Here is a 15,455-nt window from a genome sequence, read left to right on the forward strand (position 1 = left end):
ACCACCGCTCCGAAGCCCCAAGGAGGCCGACATGCTGGACATCGCCGAGGAGCTCGGCCAGTGGGTCGAGCAGGGACGCGACTTCGCCGTCGCCACCGTCGTGGCGGTCAGCGGCAGCGCGCCCCGGCAACCCGGTGCCGCGCTCGCCGTCGACCGCGACGGCACGGCGATCGGATCGGTCTCCGGCGGCTGTGTGGAGGGGGCCGTGTACGAGCTGTGCCGGCAGGCGATCGAGGACGGCGACACCGTCCTCGAGCGCTTCGGCTACAGCGACGAGGACGCCTTCGCCGTGGGGCTCACCTGCGGCGGCGTCATCGACGTCCTCGTCACCCCGGTCCGCGGCGGGGTCTTCCCCGCCGCGCTGGCCGCCGCCGCCCGCGGCGAGTCGGCGGCCCTGGCCCGCGTCGTCGACGGGCCGGCCGACCTGATGGGCGGCGCCCTGCTCGTCCGCCCCGACGGCTCGCACGAGGGCGGGCTTGGCGGCCACCCGGGCCTCGACCGCACCGCCGCGGCCGAGGCGCGCGCCCTGCTCGACGCGGGCCGCACCGGCACCGTCACCCTCGGCGAGGAGGGCGCGCGGTGCGGCCGGCCGCTGACGCTGCTCGTCGAATCCAGCGTCCCCGCGCCCCGCATGATCGTCTTTGGGGCCATCGACTTCGCGTCGGCGCTCGTACGGGTCGGGAAGTTCCTCGGCTACCACGTCACCGTGTGCGACGCCCGGCCGGTCTTCGCGACCGCCGCCCGTTTCCCCGACGCCGACGAGATCGTCGTCGGCTGGCCGCACGAGTACCTGGAGACCACCCGGGTCGACGCGCGGACCGTGCTGTGCGTCCTCACCCACGACGCCAAGTTCGACATCCCGCTCCTGCGGCACGCCCTGCGCCTCCCCGTCGCGTACGTCGGCGCCATGGGCTCCCGCCGCACCCACGAGGACCGCAACCGGCGGCTGCGCGAGGTCGGCGTCACCGAACTCGAACTGGCCCGCCTGCGCTCCCCGATCGGCCTCGACCTCGGCGCCCGCACACCGGAGGAGACCGCCCTGTCGATCGCCGCCGAGATCGTCGCCGCCCGCCGCGGCGGCAGCGGCGCGTCCCTGACCGGCGCGCACACCCCGATCCACCACGACGGCCCGTCCAACCCCGCCGGCCGCATCGACTCCGTGGCGTGACCGCTCCCGGAGGGGAGCGGGTCACGGCCGTGGCGGGCGTACTCGGACGAGCCCTGAGTACGCGCACTCAGGCCGGCGCCGGGGAGATCCACGAGGCTGTGGCCATGCGACGACCTTCCAAGTCCGCCGTCCCCCAGCTGGGGACCTGCCTCCTGCTGGCCCTGCTCGCGACCGCGGTGTGGGCCGCGTGGCTCGGCTGGGACCAGCACCCCGACGTGCAGCCCGACGGTTCGACGACCGGCCCGTACGAGGCGTGGCAGGTGATCGGGCTGGTGCTGACCCTGCTGGTGCCGGTCTCCTGGGCCGCGTACCGGCGCCACCTCGTCGGCGCGGTGCTCGGGCCCACGGCCGGTCTGACCGCCGCCGCCTTCCACGACTGGTCGGACGACTCCAGCGGTCTCTTCGTGATCGGCGTGGGGCTGGTCATGGTGGGGAGCCTCGCCGCGACCTCCGCCGTCACCGCCGTGGTCGCCGCCGTGACGCGGGACAGCCGTCCCGCGAGCAGGGCTCCCGGCGCGTAGACGCGGCGCGCGTGGCTGTCCTGGCCGGCCCCGCGGACACACCTGCGCCTGAAGACAGGGCCATGACCGTGCGGGCGCGCCCGCGGGGCTCGCCGGTCGCGAACCACCGGAACAGCGACTCCCCTCCGCCCGAGCGGAGAGGACCGCCGCCCGAGTTCGGCGACGCGCTCGACGACCGGTTCGCCTCCGTCTGAGCGGAGGTGAGCCGCAGGCGAACACGAACCCGTCGTCTTCGCCTCAGTCCTCTTCGCGTGAGTGGACGGGTGGTCGGCGTCAAGGTCTCGACCCGTCGGGGCCGCCGGGCGCGGTGTGGGGGAGGAGGGGTCGCTTCGCATGTCGGGGCGTCAGGGGGGTGTGCGTCGCGCCTGTTCCGGCCGGGTGCGGTGGGAACTCGCCAGATCCCGCAGACGGGCCCCCGGGGCGGTGCGCGGCGGACCAGGGCCGGGGATGATGGTGCGTCCGGCCCGTCCGCGATGCGGCACGCCCGCGACGCGGCGCGCCCGAAAGGCGGTATGCCCGCACGGGCGGCACGTCAGCAAGGTGACACGCCCGCAGGGGCAGCACGGCCGCAGTCCAGCACGCCGCAGTCCAGCACGTCAGGCACGTCCGGCAGTTCCGTCAGTTGTCCCCACACAGGATGCGACCGGAAAGGCGGGTTCTTTTGCGCAGTGTCGGAGTGGAGGAGGAACTCCTCCTGGTGGACCCGCGATCGGGGCAGCCGCGCGCTGTCTCCGAAGAGGTACTGGCCACGGCCGCCCGGCGGTACGAGGGGCGGGAGCACGCCTTCACCAAGGAGCTGCAGGGCCAGCAGCTGGAGTTCGGGACGCTGCCCCGGACCTCCATGGCCGAGCTGGCCGCCGAGATCGAACGGTGCCGGGCGGACGCCGCGGACCTCGCCGCCGAGGTGGGTGTCGCCGTCGCGGCGCTGGCGACGTCGCCGCTGCCCGTGGACCCCGCGGTCACCGAGGGCCGGCGGTACCGCTGGATCCGGGAGAACTACGCGGTGACCGCCCTCGAACAGCTCACCAGTGGCTGCCACGTCCACGTCTCGGTCACTTCGGACGAGGAGGGCGTGGCCGTCCTCGACCGGATGAGGCCCTGGCTCTCGGTGCTGCTCGCGCTGAGCGCCAACTCGCCCTTCTGGCAAGGAGGCGACAGCGGCTACCACAGCTACCGCAGCCGGGTGTGGGGCCGTTGGCCCTCGACGGGGCCCGTGGAGGCGTTCGGGTCCGCCGAGCGGTACCACCGGCGGGTGCGCGAGCTGGTCGCCACGGGCGTCCTCCAGGACGAGGGGATGATCTACTACGACGCCCGGCTCTCCCGCCACTACCCGACCGTCGAGATCCGCACCGCCGACGTCTGCCTGGACGCCTCCACGACGGTCCTGGTCGCCACGCTCGCCCGGGCGCTCGTCGACACCGCGGCACGGCAGTGGCGGGAGGGCACCCCACCCGACGAGCACGGCATCGGACTGCTGCGCGCCGCCGCCTGGCGCGCAGCCCGCTCGGGGCTCGACGACGAACTCCTCCACCCGCACACCATGCGCCCCGCGCCGGCCGAGCGCGTCGTGCGGGCGCTCTTCCTCCACGTCGAGGCGGCGCTCGACGAGAACGGCGACCTCGCCCTCGCCCGCAAGGCCCTCGACGACCTGCTGAGCGACGGCAACGGCGCCCAGGTGCAGCGGCGGCTGCTGCGGCGGTACGGCAGCCTGCCGGAGGTCGTCGCCGAGTGCGTACGCCGGACGCAGGAAGGGGTGCGCTGACCCCGGCCGCGCGGGGGAGGGAACGTGGGTACGAGGTGCCGCGCATGATCCGCGCGGCACCGGGCAGACGGCGAGCGCCGGGTCCCCCCGGCCCCAGCCGTCCCGCGCGCACCGAGGAGCACACCCGTGACGACCCACCCCCAGATCGCCGATTCCCCGATCTACGACCGACTCGTCGAGGAGCACGGAGACGTCCTGGACGAGGTGAGAAGGCTCGCCGAGACGGCCCACGAGCAGGCCGAGCGCATGCTCGACTGGGACGCGCTCGACCTGCCGCGCGAGCCGGAGCAGTCCTGAGTGTCCCGGTTTGCCCGACTGTGCCCGGGGCAGGCGGGCCGTGCCGGGACCGAGCGACGACCAGGGAGGGCGAGGCATGTCCGCGAAGCGCAAGGCGTCCCCGAAGGCACGGCAGCTCAAGGGCGCCGTGAAGGAGAACGTGGGCCGCGCCTTCGGCGACGAGGAGATGGCCGCCGAGGGCAGCTCGGAGCGCGCGCGGGGCGAGCTGCGCGAGGCGGGGAAGAAGGCGAAGAACGCGCTGAAGCGCTGACCGCGTGCGGGGCGGCCGGCCCCTGATGGAGCCGGCCGCCCCCGCGTCGCGCCCGCTCGGACCCGACGTCGGGCCCGGCACCGTCCTCGTGGCGTGGCTCCGGGCCGCCCGCGCCCTCGTGCCCGGCCTCCCGCCGCGCCCTCGTGCCCGGCCTCCCGCCGCGCTCTCGTGCCCGGCCGCCCGGCCCCGCGTGGGTCCGCTCGGGTCCCGCGTCCGGGCCGCCGCCGTCCTCGTGGCGTGGCTCCGGGCCGCCCGAGCCCTCGTGCCCGTCGGCCCGCGCCCTGGTGCCCGGCCTCCCGCCGCGCTCTCGTGCCCGGCCGCCGGGCCCCGCGTGGGCCCGCTCGGGCCCCGCGTCCGGGCCGCCGCCGTCCCCGTGGCGTGGATCCGGGCCGCCCGCGCCCTCGTGCCCGGCCGCCGGGCCCCGCGTGGCGCCCGCCGTCGTGGGGCGTGTCTCCGGGCCGCCGTGGGCGTGGTGCCGTCGCCGGGGCCGCCGCGTCGCGGGGCGGCCGGTCGCCGCTGCCCCTCCGGGGCCCGGACGGTCCACGGAGAGAGCCGGTGCCCCCTCCGCCGCGCCCGGGGCGTTCCGGGCGCCCGCCCCCGGGTGCCCCCGATGCCGGCGCTCCGGTGCGCCGTGCCCGGGCCGTGCCCGGGCCGTGCCCGGGCCGGGTCGCCCGGTCGCGCGTCCGCGGGGCGTTCGGCGTGCCGGGAGGTGTGACCTGGCCCAGGCTGGATACGTGGAGCGGGCGGCCGCCGCCCGACCCGCACCGCACCCCGCGCCCGCCCGCCCGCCGACCACCGCCGCCCCCGCCCTGACGGAAGGCCCCGCACCGTGCAGCCGACGACGCCCCCGCCTGATCCGTACCACTCCGAGATCACCCTCCGGGTGAACGGGACGCCCCGCACCCTCACCGTCGACCATCGGGCCACCCTGCTCGACGTGCTGCGCGAGGGGCTCGACCTCACCGGCGCGAAGAAGGGCTGCGACCACGGGCAGTGCGGCTCGTGCACCGTCCTCCTCGACGGGCGGCGCGCCAACGCCTGCCTGCTGCTCGCGGTCGCCCAGGACGGGTGCGACGTCACCACCGTCGAGGGGCTCGCCGACGCGGACGGCACGCTGCACCCCCTCCAGCGGGCCTTCCTCGACCGCGACGCCTTCCAGTGCGGCTACTGCACCCCGGGCCAGCTCTGCTCGGCCGTGGGCATGCTCGCGGAGGCCGCCGCCGGCCACCCCTCCGCCGTGACCCCCGACGGCGCGCCCCCCGCCCCGGGAGCCGCCGCCCTCGACCGCGAGGAGATCCGCGAGCGGCTGAGCGGCAACCTCTGCCGCTGCGGCGCCTACCCCCACATCGTCCAGGCCGTGGAGGACGTGTCCCGGTGAAACCCTTCGCGTACGTCCGCGCTCGCACCGTCGGGGAGGCCACCGCCGCCCACGCGGCGCACCCCGGCGCCCGCTACCTCGGCGGCGGCACCAACCTCGTCGACCTGATGAAGCTCGGCGTCGAGACGCCCGACGCGCTCGTCGACGTCACCGGCCTGCCCCTGGACGAGGTGCGGGAACGGCCCGACGGCGGCCTGAGCGTCGGCGCCACCGTCCGCAACAGCGACCTCGCCGCGCACCCCCTGGTCCGCGACCGCTACCCCGCCGTCTCCCGCGCCCTGCTCTCCGGTGCCTCGGGGCAGCTCCGCAACGCCGCCACCACCGGCGGCAACCTCCTCCAGCGCACCCGCTGCCCCTACTTCCAGGACCTCACCAAGCCCTGCAACAAGCGCGTCCCCGGCAGCGGCTGCGGCGCCCGGGACGGCGTCCACCGCGACCACGCCGTCCTGGGCCACTCGGACCTGTGCATCGCCACCCACCCCTCCGACCTCGCCGTCGCGCTCGCCGCTCTCGACGCCGACGTCGAGCTGCAGGGCCCGGACGGCGCCCGCACCGTGCCCGTCGCCGCGTTCCACCGCCTGCCCGGCGACCACCCCGAGCTGGACACGGTCATCCGGCCCGGGGAGCTGATCACCGGCGTGACGCTGCCCGCCGCGACCGCGGGGCTCGCCTCCACCTACCGCAAGGTCCGCGACCGCGCCTCGTACGCCTTCGCGCTCGTCTCCGTCGCCGCCGTCCTCGACCTCGACGCCCGGGGCGCCGTACGGCACGTGGGGCTGGCGTTCGGCGGGCTCGCGCACCGCCCGTGGCGGGCCCGTCACGCCGAGGAGGCCCTGCTCGGCACGGCCCCCACCGCGGCGGACGTCGCCCGCGCCGTCGCCGCCGAACTCGCCGCCGCCGAACCGCTGCGCGACAACGCCTACAAGGTCACCCTCGCCCAGCGGCTCGCCGAGGACGTCGTCGGCGGCCTCGCCGGTGCCCCCCGCCCCTGACCGGAGAAGGACCCCCATGGCCGCCACCCCGCACACCCTCGGCGCCCCCGCCGAGCGCATCGAAGGCCGCGACAAGGTCACCGGCGCCGCGCGGTACGCAGCCGAGCACACCCCGCCCGGCTGTCTCCACGCCTGGCCCGTCGCCGCCGGGATCGCCTGCGGCCGGGTCACCGCCGTCGACACCGCGGCCGCCCTGGCCCTGCCGGGCGCGGTCGCCGTCCTCACCCCGTTCGACGCGCCGCGCTTCGCCGCGCCGCCCGACGACGCCGAACTCGACGTCCTGCAGTACGACGCCGTCCCGCACCGCGGCTGGTACGTCGCCCTCGCCCTGGCCGAGACGCCGGAGGCGGCCCGCGCCGTCGCCGCCGCCGTCCGCGTCGCGTACGCCGACCCCGGCGACGAGCCGGAGCCGCACGACGTCGTCCTCGCCGAGGACCACCCGGAGGCGTACACCCCCGAGAAGGCCAACGGCGGTCAGCCCGGCCACCGCGAGCGCGGCGACGCGGCCGCCGCCTTCGCCGCCGCCCCCGTACGCGTCGACACCGCCTACCGGGTGCCGCCCCTGCACAACCACCCCATGGAGCCGCACGCCGCCACCGCCCACTACTCCGGCGGCCGGCTCACCGTGTACGACTCCTGCCAGGGCGGCAACGCCGTCCGCTCCGTCCTCGCCACCCTCTTCGACCTGCCCGAGGACCGGGTCACCGTCGTCGCCGAGCACGTCGGAGGCGGCTTCGGCAGCAAGGGCACACCGCGCCCGCACGTCGTGCTCGCCGCGATGGCGGCGATCCACACCGGCCGGCCCGTCAAGCTCGCGCTGCCCCGCCGCCACCTGCCCGCCGTCACCGGGCACCGCGCCCCGACCCTGCACCGGCTGCGGCTCGGCGCGGAACGGGACGGCACCCTCACCTCCCTCAGCCACGAGGTCACCACCCACACCTCGCGCATCGCCGAGTTCGTCGAGCAGGCCGCGGTGCCCGCCCGTGTCATGTACGGCTCCCCGCACAGCCTGACGACCCACCGCGTCGTCCCCCTCGACGTGCCCACCCCGTCGTGGATGCGCGCGCCCGGCGAGACCCCCGGCATGTACGCCCTGGAGTCCGCCATGGACGAGCTCGCCGACGCCCTCGGCATGGACCCGGTCGAGCTGCGCGTCCGCAACGACCCGGCCACCGAGCCCGACAGCGGCCGCCCCTTCAGCAGCCGCAACCTCGTCGGCTGTCTGCACGAGGGAGCGCGCCGCTTCGGCTGGGCCGACCGCGACCCGCGCCCCGGCGCCCGCCGCGAGGGCCCCCTCCTCATCGGCTCGGGCGTGGCCGCCGCCACCTACCCGGCGTACGCCGCGCCGTCCACCGCGTCGGCCACCGCCCATCCCGGCGGCACGTACACCGTCCGCGTCAACGCCACCGACATCGGCACCGGCGCGCGGACCGTCCTCGCCCAGGTCGCCGCCGCCGCGCTGGCCGTGCCGCTGGACGCCGTGCGCATCGAGATCGGCAGTACCCGCCTGCCGCGCGCCCCCCTCGCCGGCGGCTCCTCCGGCACCGCGTCCTGGGGCTGGGCCGTCCACCGTGCCTGCACCGACCTCACGGCGGCCCTCGCCGCCCGGTCCGACCCCCTGCCCGCGGACGGGCTGACGGTCACCGCCGACACCTCCGACGAGGCCCGCCGCACCCCGCCGTACGCGCGGCACGCCTTCGGCGCGCACTTCGCCGAGGTCCAGGTCGACACCGTCACCGGAGAGGTGCGGCTGCGCCGCATGCTGGGCGTGTTCGCCGCGGGGCGCGTCCTCAACGCGCGCACCGCCCGCTCCCAGCTGGTCGGCGGCATGATCATGGGGATCGGCATGGCCCTGACCGAGGGCAGCACGATGGACGCCGCCCACGGCGACTTCACCGAGAGCGACCTCGCCTCCTACCACGTGCCCGCCCACGCCGACGTGACCGCCGTGGAGGCCCACTGGATCGACGAGGAGGACCGCCTCCTCAACCCCATGGGCAGCAAGGGCATCGGCGAGATCGGCACGGTCGGCGCGGCGGCCGCCGTCGGCAACGCCGTCCACCACGCCACCGGGGTCCGCTTCCGCGAACTCCCCCTCACCCCGGACCGGATCCTGCCGGCCCTCGCCGGGGCGGTCCCGCCTCACTGAGGCGCCCCCGCCGGGCCGCGCGCCGGGGACGTGCACAATGGGCCCCGAACACGCCATCGCACACGCCGGAGTGAGCACGACCGTGGCCCCCGCCTTCCAGCCCGTCCTCGACCAGATCGCCGCCGACATCGCCGCCCGGCCGGGCCGCGGCCGGCCGGCGGACTACATCCCGGCGCTCGCCGAGGCCGACACGCGCCGCTTCGGCATGGCCGTCGCCGAGCTCGACGGCACGGTCTACGGGGTGGGGGACTGGCGGCGGCCGTTCTCCGCCCAGTCCATCACCAAGGCGTTCACCCTCGCCCTGACGCTCTCCCTGGAGGGCGAGGCGCTGTGGGAGCACGTGGGGCGCGAGCCCTCCGGCAACCCCTTCAACTCGCTGGTGCAGCTGGAGTACGAGCACGGCATCCCGCGCAACCCGTTCATCAACGCGGGCGCGCTCGTCGTCACCGACCGGCTGCACACCCTGACCGGCGACGCCTCCGACACGCTCCGCGCGTTCCTGCGCGCCGAGAGCGGCAACACCGCCCTGGACTTCGACGAGGACGTCGCCGCGTCCGAGGCCGCGCACGGCGACCGCAACGCGGCCCTGGCCCACTTCATGGCCTCGTACCGCAACGTCGGCAACCCGGTCGGGGACCTACTGGAGCAGTACTTCCGCCAGTGCTCCCTGGAGGCGTCCTGCGCCGACCTCGCCCTGGCCGCCGGCTTCCTCGCCAGGCACGGCGTGCGCGCCGACGGCTCCGCGCTGCTCAGCCGCAGCGAGGCGAAGCAGGTCAACGCCGTCATGCTGACCTGCGGGACGTACGACGCCGCCGGCGACTTCGCGTACCGGGTCGGGCTGCCCGGCAAGAGCGGCGTCGGCGGCGGCATCATCGCCGTCGTCCCCGGCCGGTGCACCCTGTGCGTGTGGAGCCCCGGCCTCGACGAGCGCGGCAACTCCGTCGCCGGGGTCGCCGCGCTCGACCGGTTCACGACCCTGACGGGCCTGTCCGTGTTCTGAGGGATCCGGGCCACCAGGACACCGGCCCGATGTCCCGGACCAGCGCGGGCACGAGCAGCGACCGCACGACGAGCGTGTCGAGGAGCACGCCGAAGGCGACGATGAACGCGATCTGGAGCAGGAAGGCCAGCGGGATCACCGCGAGCGCGGCGAACGTCGCGGCGAGCACCACGCCCGCCGAGGTGATCACCCCGCCGGTCGCGGTCAGGCCGCGCCGCACCCCCTCCCGGGTGCCGTGCAGGAAGGTCTCCTCGCGGACCCGGGACATGAGGAAGATGTTGTAGTCCACACCGAGGGCGACGAGGAAGACGAACCCGTACAGCGGGACCGAGGCGTCCGTGCCGCTGAAGCCCAGCACCCGTTCGAAGACGAGGGCCGAGACGCCCAGCGTCGCCAGGAAGTTCAGCGCCACCGTCGCCACCAGCAGCACCGGCAGAAGCAGGGAGCGCAGCAGCCCCACGAGGATCAGCAGGATGATCAGCAGCACCACCGGCACGATCACCTCGCGGTCCCGCTCGGCGGTCCGCTGGGTGTCGTACTGCTGCGCCGTGTAGCCGCCCACCAGGGCGTCGGCGCCCGGCACGGCGTGGACGGCGGTCCGCAGGCGCGCCAGGGCCTCCTTGGCGGCGTCGCTGTCGGGGGCGTCCTGCAGCGTGGCGTTGACCTGGACGCGGCCGTCCACCGTGAGCGGCGGCCCGCCCGGGCGGCCGGACGCGGTGACGGGCACGGCCGAATCGACCCCCCGGGTGCCCTCGGCCGCGGCGGTGACCGCGGGCAGCGCCGCCGCGTCCGCCACGATGACGGCCGGGTTGCCCGAACCGCCGGGGAAGTGCTCGCCGAGCACCCGGCCCGCGGAGACGGACGGCGCGTCGTCGACGAAGATCTCGTCCAGCGGCACCCCCCGCGCGGTGAGGGTGGGGGCGAACGCCGCGCACGCCAGCAGGGCCGCGAGCGTCACCGCCCAGACGCGGCGCGGGGCGCGGTCCACGAGGGCCGCCACCTTCGTCCACACGCCGTGCCCGGCGCCGCCCGTCCCGGACTTCGGCGCCGCCGGCCAGTACGCCCCGCGGCCCAGCAGGACCAGGACGGCCGGGAGGAACGTCAGCGCCCCGAGGACCGCGCAGACGATGCCGATGGCGCCGGCCGGACCCAGCGCGCGGTTGTTGGTCAGGTCGCTCAGGAGCAGGGCCAGCAGCCCCAGCGCGACCGTGGCGGCGCTCGCCGCGACGGGGCCGTACGACTGGCGCATCGCGGCGCGCATCGCGGCGTACCGGTCCTCGTGCCGGGCGAGCTCCTCCCGGAACCGCGCGGCCAGCAGCAGGGCGTAGTCGGTCGCGGCGCCGATGACGAGGATGAACAGGATGCCCTGCACCTGGCCGTCGACGCGCAGGACGTCGGCGTCGGCGAGGACGTACACCACCGCGCACGCCAGGGCCAGCGCGAACACCGCGCACAGAATGATCACCAGTGGCAGCAGCACGCTGCGGTACACCAGCAGCAGGATGAGCAGCACGGCGGCGAGGGCGACGCCCAGCAGCAGGCCGTCGATGCCGGCGAACGCGTCACCCAGGTCGGCCTGGGTCGCCGCCGGGCCGGCCAGTCGGGCACGCGTGCCGGGGACGTCGCCGGCGGTGTCGCGGACCCGGTCCAGCACCGTGGACAGCTCGTCTCCGAGGTCGGGCGCCAGCCGCAGGGCGCCCTGGAGCGCCTCGCCGTCCTCGGAGGGCAGGGCGGGGGAGGGGCGGCCGACGACGCCGGGCGTGCCGGCCAGCGAGGCGAGCGCCCGGGTGGCGTCCGCGCGCGCGGCGGGCGCCAGGCGTCCGCCGTCGGCCGCCGTCCACACGACGACGAGGGGCAGCGACTCCTCCTGGCGGAAGGCGCGCTGCGCCTCCAGGACGCGGGTCGACTCGGCGTCCTCCGGGAGGAAGGCCGCCTGGTCGTTGGTGGCCACCTCGCCGAGCTTGCCGGCGTACGGGCCAAGTCCGCCGCCGACGGCGAGCCACACGGCGATCAGGAGGGCGGGGAGCAGCCGGCGGGCGAGGGCCGGGAACGCGGACATGGGTCTCCTGCGGAAGAGGGAGGCGTCCCGCGGGCCGGCCCGGGAGAGCCGGCACGCCGATCGTCTCGAGAAGTATCTCAACAACAAACTATCTCAATGATCGAGTTATATGTCCGGGAGGGTCCCCGCCACGCTGGGATCGGCACACGCCCGGAGGCCCGCACGCCACGAGGCATCACGCGCCCGGGACCGCCACGCGCCCGGGACCGCCACGCGCCCGGGACCGCCACCCGCCAGGGCCGCCACGCGCCCGGACCGTCACCCACCCGGGGCGCGCCGGTCGCGGCCGTCCACCCCGTCAACGCCGGGGTACGCCCTCCGCGCCCAGCTCCTCGTTCAGGACGGTGAGGAAGCGCAGCGCCACCTCCAGCTCCTCCGGTGCGAACCGCTCCCGCGCGGCCTCCGTCGCCCGGGCCAGCGGCTGGAAGAAGGCGCGCGCGGCCCCGCGCGCCCCCTCGGCGTAGTGGAGGTGGACCACGCGCCGGTCGGCGCTCTCCCGCGACCTGCGGATGTGCCCCGCCCGCTCCAGCCGGTCCACGCACGCGGTCACCGCGCCCGAGGTCAGCCCCAGGTGCTCGCGCAGCCGCCCCGGCGTCATCGGCTCGGTGGCGTCCAGGATGGCGGCGAGCGCCTGCACGTCCGTCGGGTGCAGGCCCTGGCTCGTCGCGAAGCCGTGCACCAGCCGGTTCACCTCGCCGTTCATCCGGCGCAGCTGCACGGCGAAGGCCTGCAGGTCCGCCGGGTGCCGCTCACCCCGCGTCCCGCCGTCGGCCCGCTCGTCGTCCCTCGTCACCACCTGGTCAGCCTATAGAAACCCGCAGGTGCGCATCCGCGCGCACCGGACGGGCGGAAGCACCGGGGCGGCGGAAGCACCGGGCGGGCGGAACCCGGGGAGGCGGTCCACCGTGGAAAGAGCACCACACGAGACGGAGGCGTCATGACCGACACCACCCCGGGGCCCGACCGGCCTCCCCTCTGCCTGGTCACCGGCGCGACGGGGTACATCGGCGGCCGGCTCGTGCCCGAACTGCTCGCCGCCGGCCACCGCGTCCGCTGCCTGGCCCGCTCGCCCGGCAAGCTCCGCGACCACCCCTGGGCCGGCCGGGTCGAGATCGTCCGGGGCGACGTCACCGACGAGGAGTCGGTGGCCGCCGCCATGAGCGGCGTCGACGTCGCCTACTACCTCGTCCACTCCCTCGGCACCGGCCGCGGCTTCGAGGACACCGACCGCCGCGCCGCGACCCTCTTCGGCGCCCGGGCCCGCGCCGCCGGCGTCGGCCGCCTCGTCTACCTCGGCGGCCTCACCCCCGCCGGGGTCCCCGCCGACCGCCTCTCCGCGCACCTGCGGTCCCGCGACGAGGTGGGGCGGATCCTCCTCGACTCCGGCGTGCCCACCGCCGTCCTGCGCGCCGCGGTCATCCTCGGCTCCGGCTCCGCCTCCTTCGAGATGCTGCGCTACCTCACCGAGCGGCTGCCCGTCATGGTCTCGCCCAGCTGGGTCGGCACCCGCATCCAGCCCGTCGCCGTCCGGGACGTCCTGCGCTACCTCGTCGGCAGCGCCCGGCTGCCCGCCGACGTCCACCGCGCCTTCGACATCGGCGGGCCCGACGTCCTCACCTACCGCGACCTCATGCGGCGCTACGCCGCCGTCGCCGGGCTCCGGCGGCGGTTCATCGTGTCCGTCCCCGTGCTGAGCCTGCGCCTGTCCAGCCTGTGGATCGGGCTCGTCACGCCCGTGCCCGCCTCCATCGCCCGGCCCCTCGCCGCCTCCCTGCGCCACGAGGTCGTCTGCAGGGAGCACGACATCGGCCGGTACGTCCCCGACCCGCCCGGCGCGCCCATCGGCGTCGACGAGGCCCTGGCGCTCGCCCTGCGCCGCGTCCGCGAGGCCCGGGTCACCACCCGCTGGTCGTCCGCGTCCGTGCCCGGCGCCCCCAGCGACCCGCTGCCCACCGACCCCGACTGGGCGGGCGGCAGCCTCTACACCGACGAGCGGGAGCGGCTGGTCGACGCCGACCTCGAGCGGCTGTGGCGGGTCATCGAAGGCGTCGGCGGGGACAACGGCTGGTACTCCTTCCCCCTCGCCTGGGCCGTGCGCGGCTGGCTCGACCGGCTCGTCGGCGGGGTGGGGCTCCGCCGCGGCCGCCGCGACGCCGCCCGGCTGCGCGCCGGCGACTCGCTCGACTTCTGGCGCGTCGAGGAGATCGAACGCGGCCGGCTGCTGCGCCTGCGCGCCGAGATGCGCCTGCCCGGCCTCGCCTGGCTGGAGATGTACGCCGACCGGGACGAGCAGGGCCGCACCCGCTACCGGCAGCGGGCCCTGTTCGCCCCGCGCGGCCTGGTCGGCCACGCCTACTGGTGGAGCGTCTCGCCGTTCCACGCCGTCGTCTTCGGCGGGATGGCCCGCAACATCACCAAGGCCGCGGCCAGACCCGCGGCCGCCCCCGGGAGCGCGCCGTGACCACCGCCGTCGTCCTGTTCACCTCGGACCTGCGCCTGCACGACCACCCGCCTCTGCGTGCCGCCCTGCGCGCCCACGGCGCCGTGGTCCCGCTCTTCGTCCGCGACGAGGCCGTCACCGCCGCCGGGTTCGCCCCGCCCAACCGGGCGGCGTTCCTCGCCGACTGCCTCGCCGACCTCGACGCGGGACTGCGGCGGCGCGGCGGGCGGCTCGTCGTCCGGTCCGGGCGCGTCGCCGATGCGGTCGCCGCGGTGGCGGCGGAGACCGGCGCCACCGAGGTGCACATGGCGGCCGACCACAGTGGCTACGCCCAGCACCGCGAGGAGCTCCTGCGCACGGCCCTGGCGGCCGCGGGACGGCGGCTGCTCGTCCACGACGGGGTGGGCACCGTCGTCCCGCCCGGCGAGGTCACCCCGCACGGCTCCGACCACTACGCCGTCTTCGGCCCGTACTTCCGCCGCTGGTCGGGGCAACGGCCCCGTGAACCGCTCGCCGCGCCCCGCGCGGTCCCCGTGCCCGACGGCGTCCGCTCCGAGGAGCTCCCGTCCCGCTCCGGCGTGCCCGGCACCTCGCCCGGCCTCGCCGCGGGGGGCGAGGGCGAGGGCCGGCGGCGGCTCGACGCCTGGCTGCGCGACGGTGTCGACGCGTACGGCGAACGCCACGACGACCTGGCGGGCGACGCCACGTCCCGGCTCTCGCCGCACCTGCACTTCGGCTCCGTCTCCGCCGTGGAGGCCGTCCACCGGGCGCGGGCCCGGGGCACGCCCGGCGCCGAGGCGTTCGCCCGGCAGCTGTGCTGGCGCGACTTCCACCGCCAACTGCTCGCCGCCCGCCCCCGCGCGGCCCGCGACGACTACCGCACCCGGTACGACCGGTGGCGCGACGAGCGGACGGCGGCCGGCGACATCGAGGCGTGGCGCTCCGGCCGCACCGGCTACCCGGTCGTCGACGCCGCCATGCGCCAACTCGCCCACGAGGGCTGGATGCACAACCGGGGGCGGCTCCTCGCCGCGAGCTTCCTCACCAAGACGCTCTACGTCGACTGGCGCGTCGGCGCCCGGCACTTCCTGGAGCTGCTGGTCGACGGGGACGTCGCCAACAACCAGCTCAACTGGCAGTGGGTGGCGGGCACCGGCACCGACAGCCGCCCCCACCGCGTCCTCAACCCGATCCTCCAGGGACGCCGTTACGACCCCGAGGGCGCCTATGTGCGCCGCTGGGTGCCGGAGCTGGCGGGCATCGCGGGCCCGGCCGTGCACGAGCCGTGGAAGCCGGCCGTCCGGGAGCGGATCGGTGACGGTTACCCGCCGCCGATCGTGGAACTCCCCGCCGCTCTGGCCCGCTTCCGCGAGGCGCGCGGCCGCTGAGACCGCCCGCCGGGACCCTCGGGACAGCCGGGGCCCCCGGGACCCGCGGGC

14 protein-coding genes are annotated in these 15,455 nt (G+C 76.5%); 12 read left to right on the forward strand and 2 right to left on the reverse strand.

The window, feature by feature from the left end:
• Positions 1 to 31 precede the first annotated feature (31 nt).
• The 10 genes from NRO40_RS24030 to NRO40_RS24075 all read left to right on the forward strand — a co-directional run bounded on the left by NRO40_RS24030 (position 32) and on the right by NRO40_RS24075 (position 9,517).
• Positions 32 to 1,168 carry an XdhC family protein gene (locus NRO40_RS24030; RefSeq protein WP_058944508.1) on the forward strand — a complete coding sequence of 379 codons (1,137 nt, stop codon included), beginning with the start codon at positions 32 to 34 and terminating at the stop codon, positions 1,166 to 1,168.
• 104 nt (positions 1,169 to 1,272) lie between these two features.
• Complete coding sequence (locus NRO40_RS24035; RefSeq protein WP_058944507.1) at positions 1,273 to 1,689, forward strand: hypothetical protein; 417 nt, start codon at positions 1,273 to 1,275, stop codon at positions 1,687 to 1,689.
• Positions 1,690 to 1,751: 62 nt separating this feature from the next.
• Positions 1,752 to 1,883, forward strand: coding sequence for a hypothetical protein (locus NRO40_RS24040; RefSeq protein WP_257375501.1), 132 nt, complete (start codon positions 1,752 to 1,754; stop codon positions 1,881 to 1,883).
• A 467-nt stretch (positions 1,884 to 2,350) separates the two neighbouring features.
• A complete protein-coding gene (locus NRO40_RS24045; RefSeq protein WP_058944506.1) occupies positions 2,351 to 3,451 on the forward strand; it encodes a glutamate--cysteine ligase in 1,101 nt (366 codons plus the stop codon).
• Between the two features lie 126 nt (positions 3,452 to 3,577).
• A complete protein-coding gene (locus NRO40_RS24050) occupies positions 3,578 to 3,748 on the forward strand; it encodes a hypothetical protein (protein WP_198549442.1) in 171 nt (56 codons plus the stop codon).
• Positions 3,749 to 3,824: 76 nt separating this feature from the next.
• Positions 3,825 to 3,998 carry a CsbD family protein gene (locus tag NRO40_RS24055; RefSeq protein ID WP_058944505.1) on the forward strand — a complete coding sequence of 58 codons (174 nt, stop codon included), beginning with the start codon at positions 3,825 to 3,827 and terminating at the stop codon, positions 3,996 to 3,998.
• Between the two features lie 829 nt (positions 3,999 to 4,827).
• Positions 4,828 to 5,376: a (2Fe-2S)-binding protein gene (locus NRO40_RS24060; protein ID WP_058944955.1), complete on the forward strand. Its 549-nt coding sequence runs from the start codon at positions 4,828 to 4,830 to the stop codon at positions 5,374 to 5,376.
• The gene (locus tag NRO40_RS24065) at positions 5,373 to 6,368 is read left to right on the forward strand and encodes an FAD binding domain-containing protein (RefSeq protein ID WP_058944956.1); all 996 of its coding nucleotides are present in this window, start codon (positions 5,373 to 5,375) and stop codon (positions 6,366 to 6,368) included. Before NRO40_RS24060 ends, NRO40_RS24065 begins: the two co-directional genes overlap by 4 nt.
• Before the next feature lie 16 nt (positions 6,369 to 6,384).
• A complete protein-coding gene (locus tag NRO40_RS24070) occupies positions 6,385 to 8,517 on the forward strand; it encodes a xanthine dehydrogenase family protein molybdopterin-binding subunit (RefSeq protein ID WP_058944957.1) in 2,133 nt (710 codons plus the stop codon).
• 70 nt (positions 8,518 to 8,587) lie between these two features.
• Positions 8,588 to 9,517 carry a glutaminase gene (locus NRO40_RS24075; protein WP_408057050.1) on the forward strand — a complete coding sequence of 310 codons (930 nt, stop codon included), beginning with the start codon at positions 8,588 to 8,590 and terminating at the stop codon, positions 9,515 to 9,517.
• On the opposite strand, the gene NRO40_RS24080 is transcribed toward NRO40_RS24075, so the two are convergent.
• Both NRO40_RS24080 and NRO40_RS24085 read right to left on the reverse strand, forming a co-directional pair.
• Positions 9,486 to 11,576 carry an MMPL family transporter gene (locus NRO40_RS24080; RefSeq protein WP_058944959.1) on the reverse strand — a complete coding sequence of 697 codons (2,091 nt, stop codon included), beginning with the start codon at positions 11,574 to 11,576 and terminating at the stop codon, positions 9,486 to 9,488. The two genes, NRO40_RS24075 and NRO40_RS24080, sit on opposite strands and share 32 nt — an antisense overlap.
• Before the next feature lie 298 nt (positions 11,577 to 11,874).
• On the reverse strand, positions 11,875 to 12,372 hold the full coding sequence (locus NRO40_RS24085) for a MarR family winged helix-turn-helix transcriptional regulator (protein WP_058944960.1): 498 nt from the start codon (positions 12,370 to 12,372) through the stop codon (positions 11,875 to 11,877).
• A 141-nt stretch (positions 12,373 to 12,513) separates the two neighbouring features.
• Between NRO40_RS24085 and NRO40_RS24090 the strand changes: the two genes are divergently transcribed.
• Complete coding sequence (locus tag NRO40_RS24090; RefSeq protein ID WP_058944961.1) at positions 12,514 to 14,037, forward strand: SDR family oxidoreductase; 1,524 nt, start codon at positions 12,514 to 12,516, stop codon at positions 14,035 to 14,037.
• On the forward strand, positions 14,034 to 15,404 hold the full coding sequence (locus NRO40_RS24095; RefSeq protein ID WP_058944962.1) for a cryptochrome/photolyase family protein: 1,371 nt from the start codon (positions 14,034 to 14,036) through the stop codon (positions 15,402 to 15,404). The genes NRO40_RS24090 and NRO40_RS24095 overlap by 4 nt, the downstream gene beginning before the upstream one ends.
• Positions 15,405 to 15,455 lie beyond the last annotated feature (51 nt).

It is taken from the genome of Streptomyces changanensis (assembly GCF_024600715.1).
Lineage (GTDB): Bacteria > Actinomycetota > Actinomycetes > Streptomycetales > Streptomycetaceae > Streptomyces > Streptomyces changanensis.

Excerpts from the sequence above, each read along its gene's own strand:
- NRO40_RS24055 (WP_058944505.1), top strand. The coding sequence starts at position 3,825 with ATGTCCGCGAAGCGCAAGGCGTCCCCGAAGGCACGGCAGCTCAAGGGC.
- NRO40_RS24080 (WP_058944959.1), bottom strand. The coding sequence starts at position 11,576 with ATGTCCGCGTTCCCGGCCCTCGCCCGCCGGCTGCTCCCCGCCCTCCTG.
- NRO40_RS24040 (WP_257375501.1), top strand. The coding sequence starts at position 1,752 with ATGACCGTGCGGGCGCGCCCGCGGGGCTCGCCGGTCGCGAACCACCGG.
- NRO40_RS24035 (WP_058944507.1), top strand. The coding sequence starts at position 1,273 with ATGCGACGACCTTCCAAGTCCGCCGTCCCCCAGCTGGGGACCTGCCTC.
- NRO40_RS24030 (WP_058944508.1), top strand. The coding sequence starts at position 32 with ATGCTGGACATCGCCGAGGAGCTCGGCCAGTGGGTCGAGCAGGGACGC.
- NRO40_RS24070 (WP_058944957.1), top strand. The coding sequence starts at position 6,385 with ATGGCCGCCACCCCGCACACCCTCGGCGCCCCCGCCGAGCGCATCGAA.
- NRO40_RS24090 (WP_058944961.1), top strand. The coding sequence starts at position 12,514 with ATGACCGACACCACCCCGGGGCCCGACCGGCCTCCCCTCTGCCTGGTC.